Raw genomic sequence first — 4,307 nt, 5'->3', positions numbered from 1 at the left:
TTCTGGGGTGGGACGCGGGTGAGAGAGCTGCGGTACCGGTTGCCTTCCGAGGCTGCTCACCGCCGTCTTGGGCGGTGGTCCTTGTGCCCGCGGATTTCGACGTTGCAGTCCGAGACCTTCGAGTAGTCCCCGCCCGCTGCGGCCTCGTCCCGCTGTGTGGCGAGTGAGGCGCACACGCCGCAGCGCGGTGCGGGCTCGGGCCACGCGGCGGCAGTGCCAGATCGACGGGTGGGCTCATCGTCTTCGACAGCAGGGAATCTCCGTGGGGCGTGGGTGTCTGCTGGGGCTGAACGCGGTGGCGAGGACGGCGGGATCGGTGAGCAGTCCGGATCCGTCGGGACGGGACAGCCAGAAGCGGCCGCAGGCCTGCCGGCCCGTCGGTGGGCAGTGCAGGACGGAGCTGGCAGGCTGCACGGCCACCTGCCGCACGTCCGCGAGCGCGGCTTCGGCGGGGATGGGTACCAGCCACCAGGCTTTTCCCACCTGTGGATCGGCGAGCACGGGGCCGCGCTGCTCGTCGCGGATGCGGTTCAGCGCCTGCATGGCGGTGACCAGTCGGGCTTCAGCGGCCAGCCAGCAGTGTCCTGAGGCTATGGGGGCGAGTGATTCCAGAGTCCAGGCCTCGCGTACAAGGTCCGGGTGCGCGGAGCAGTCGGCGAGCCACGCGTCCCCGGCCTCGTACGCCTCAGCCAAACGCATCGGTAGGGTCATAGCCAGCACGTTTGGCAGCGCGTTTACGAGCCCGTGCGCCGATTGCGTCCGATTGCGCGAAGGCGCCGACCGGTTGCGGCGGGTTGCTTATGGAAGGTCCAAAGACGCCCTCGCGCGCCCGATCAGACGCCGTGCCGATGCCCCGTACTCGGCGGACTCGGCCAGCCACTCCCAATGGCGCGGAGTTCTGGATCGTGGGCGATGTGCGGTGGGCAGGGAGCGAACCTGGAAGGTGTGCACGCGGTCAGGAGCTTGTCGGCGTCAGGTCCTGCAAGCCCACCACCCGCAGCAACTGCAAGCGCTCGTACGACTCTGTGCCTGGGCGGGCCGTGTGGATGACGAGTTGCTGGTTGTGGTCGGAGTTGACGAGGATCTCGCAGTCGAGTTCGAGGATGCCGATCGCAGGGTGCCGGAAGCGTTTCGTGGCGGCACGGCGTACGGCGACCTCGTGTTCGTCCCAGAGGTGGGCGAACTCCTTGCTTGCGGCGCGTAGTTCGGCGACGAGGGAGGCGGGTTCGGGGTCCGTGGGGCGGGCCGAGGCCACCGCTCGCAGGCCGGCGACCTGCTCGCGGGCGCGCTCCGGGCGGTCCTCGGGCGGGAACAGCTCCTGGGCCGCCGGGTCCAGGAAGAAGCGGCGGATCATGTTGCGTCCTCGGGACGGGCGGGCGAGAGCGTCTCCGCTCAGCGCCCGCGACAGCGCGTTCTGGGCCAGGACCTCGCCGCAGTCGGTCACCACCATCGCCGGGGTGTCGTGCAGCCGGTCCAGCACCAGGAGCAGGCCCGGGCGCACGTGCGTGCTGGTCGCCTCCAGGCGCGGCGGCTCTTCACCGGTGAGGTGGAAGAGGTGGTCGCGTTCGTCCTCCGTCAGGCGCAGGGCGCGGGCCAGCGCGGTGAGCATCTGGCGGGACGGGCGCGGGCCCCGGGACTGTTCCAGCCGCGTGTAGTAGTCCACGGACATGCCGGCCAGCTGGGCCACCTCCTCGCGTCGCAGCCCCGGCGTACGGCGGCGGGCGCCGGCCGTGAGACCCACGTCGGAGGGGGCCAGGCGGGCGCGAGCGCGGCGCAGGAAGTCGGCGAGTTCGGCTCGGTTCACCTCTCCAGGGTGCGGGAGGCCGGCCGGCTTATCCAGGGACTCCCGATCCCCTGATGAAGAGGTCTCTCCCGGTCGTCCCCGCATCCGCCGAGGCTGGTCGTCAACGACAGGCGACACAGTGCGTGAGGAGCACATCATGCTGACTTTGGTGACCGGTACGACGGGACAGGTCGGACGCCGCTTCGTGCCGAGGCTGCTGGCCCAGCGGCAGCCGGGCGAGCAGGTGCGAGTCCTGGTACGGGACGCGGCCCGCGGCGAGCGCTTCGCGGATCTGGGCGCCCAGGTCGCCGTAGGAGACATGCGCGACGAGGAGACACTCGGCAAGGCGCTCGCCGGCGTGGACGCCGTCGTGAACGTCGCCGCCTCCTTCCGCGGGGTGCCCGACGATGAGGCCTGGGCCGTCAACCGGGACGCCGCGGTGGCCCTGGGCCGCGCCGCGCAGGCCTCCGGCGTGGAGCGGTTCGTGCAGGTCAGCACGGGCAATGTGTACGGCGTCGGACGAGGCCGCCCGCTGACCGAGGAGGACGAGAGCCGGCCGGGCGGCGAGATGTGGGGCGCCTACCCCGAGTCCAAGGCCGAGGCCGAGCGAGAACTGCTCGCGCTTAAGAGCCTGGACGTACGCATCGGGCGGCTCCCCTTCGTCTACGGCGAGGGCGACCCGCACCTCGCCAACTCCTTGCATTGGGCCGCCCGTTGGGCGCCGCACCAGCGCCTGCAGATGGCCCACCACGCGGACGTCGCCCAGGGCCTGATACGTCTGCTGTACGCGCCGGGTATCGCCGGCCGGATCTACAACATCGCCGACGACGCTCCCGTCACGACGGTCGAGCTGCACCAGCTCAACGGCGTCGAGGTGCCCGCCGGACTCCACGAGCTCACGGACCCCGACCCGTGGTTCGGGATCATGTCCAACCAGCGCATCCGCCGGGAGCTCGGCTTCCGGCCGATCTACCCGAGCGTCTGGACGGCCCGGGACGCCGGAGCCCTGTGACGGTCACTGCGCCGGGGCAGTCCACCCCTGTGATCCGCCCAACCAGCATCCGGCTGCGGGGCGCAGAGGCGGTGACATCGACTCTGCTTCGCGTGCTGCTGGTGACAGGTGGCGCACCGTATCGGTGACAACCACTGTGCTTCGCCCGACTGCGCGCAGTGCTCTACTCCGGCAGGCCCACCAGGCCCCAGCCGCGATACGCCGTCTCCTCGATCACCTCGCCCCACTCGCGCAGCAGCGCGGTGAAGGCGTCGAAGCTCTCCGGGCGGCCGGCCCAGCCCTCGCATTCGAGGCGGAACGGCTCCCGCAACTCCTCAAGGCGTGGCTGTGCAAGCAGCCAGGCGGCGGACTTGCCGGCAAACGCCGACGGCGGACACACGATCAGCACCCGCGCGCAGTAGACGTCGGGGGCGGGCGGGAAGAGGCCACCGCCGGTCAACCCGGGGCCGTCGTCCCAGTTCTCGTACCAGATGAGGTGATCCAGGACGACGTCCACCACATCGCGCAGGGACCGGTCCACGTGCGGGCGCATGTCGTCCCAGCCGTCGCCCACCTCGGAGTGGTTCCTGTACCTGCCAGTGGTGTTGAGGAAGCGGTACTCCGCGCACCACGACGGGTCGCCGGGCACCTGCGGCGGCCAGACCCACCCGCGGGCGGCGAGCGCGTCCAGATCCCAGTCATCGCCCGGCATCACCGCGTCCTCAAGAGCCGGAATCCGCTGCTCCACCGGCAGGGCACGCAGCCGCTTGAAGTCCGCCATGTACAGGGTGAGATTCAGGCCCACAGCCACAGCCTACGTTGCCCAGAGGCGACGATCTATCCATGAAGGCGCACCATCAACCCCACCCGGGGACGTCGGCGCCTTGAGACGCATCGGGTGCGGGGCCGCATGCCGGCATCTGCTCGGTGAGCATCGTGGCGAGGTCGTCGCGTGTCATGTGCCGGCCTCGTCCGGGCGTGCTGTCTGGTCGGTCTGGGGCTGGTCGAGGCGTGCGCCGCAGTCCGGGCAGAATGGCCGGGATATGTCGGCGACGGCCGAGCCGCACCCCGGGCAGGTGGTCGGGACGGACGCGATGGGCTTCACCACCACCGGTACGACATAACCAGGCACCGGGATGTACCCGGCGGCGGTCTCGGCGGTCCTGCCGTGCCGCGCGTCCCGTACCAACTGATGGTGGACGACCGCCTGCCGGGCCCCGGCAAACGGTCCGCCGGCGAGCCGCTGGCGGACCCGGACGAGCTCGGCGAGCCCGTCGCGCCGACGCGCGCCGCTGCCGCGCATCCGCTGCTCCGCCCACGAGGAAGAGCATCAAGTCGAGCCGGACCTGCGCGGCCATCGCCGCGGCAGTGCGGGAGACCAGGGCCGCGTGCAGCTGGATGCCTTGCATGTGCCGAAAGTGGTCGTACAGCGGGGGGGGGTGCCTGTTGAGTCGGCACGGAGCGCGGTGCCGGTGTTGCCACCGGTCCGTTTCTCCGTGCCGCTCGCCGAACCCGGCGTACCCGTCTCCGAGT

5 protein-coding genes are annotated in these 4,307 nt (G+C 71.0%); 1 reads left to right on the top strand and 4 read right to left on the bottom strand.

What is annotated here, in order from left to right; translation table 11 throughout:
• Nucleotides 1-234 precede the first annotated feature (234 nt).
• A complete protein-coding gene (locus tag ACWDA7_RS50900) occupies nucleotides 235-699 on the bottom strand; it encodes a hypothetical protein (protein WP_450614779.1) in 465 nt (154 codons plus the stop codon).
• Nucleotides 700-955: 256 nt separating this feature from the next.
• Entirely contained in the window at nucleotides 956-1,804 is an 849-nt protein-coding gene (locus tag ACWDA7_RS50895; RefSeq protein ID WP_450614777.1) for a helix-turn-helix transcriptional regulator, read from the bottom strand.
• Nucleotides 1,805-1,940: 136 nt separating this feature from the next.
• Between ACWDA7_RS50895 and ACWDA7_RS50890 the strand changes: the two genes are divergently transcribed.
• Entirely contained in the window at nucleotides 1,941-2,795 is an 855-nt protein-coding gene (locus ACWDA7_RS50890; protein ID WP_450614775.1) for an NAD-dependent epimerase/dehydratase family protein, read from the top strand.
• Nucleotides 2,796-2,958: 163 nt separating this feature from the next.
• Here the strand turns inward: ACWDA7_RS50890 and ACWDA7_RS50885 are convergent, their stop codons facing one another.
• Entirely contained in the window at nucleotides 2,959-3,579 is a 621-nt protein-coding gene (locus ACWDA7_RS50885) for a hypothetical protein (protein ID WP_450614773.1), read from the bottom strand.
• A gap of 150 nt (nucleotides 3,580-3,729) precedes the next feature.
• Entirely contained in the window at nucleotides 3,730-4,077 is a 348-nt protein-coding gene (locus ACWDA7_RS50880; RefSeq protein ID WP_450614771.1) for a hypothetical protein, read from the bottom strand.
• Nucleotides 4,078-4,307 lie beyond the last annotated feature (230 nt).

This window comes from Streptomyces sp. NPDC001156 (assembly GCF_053598275.1).
This window is presented reverse-complemented; position numbering and strand designations above follow the sequence as displayed.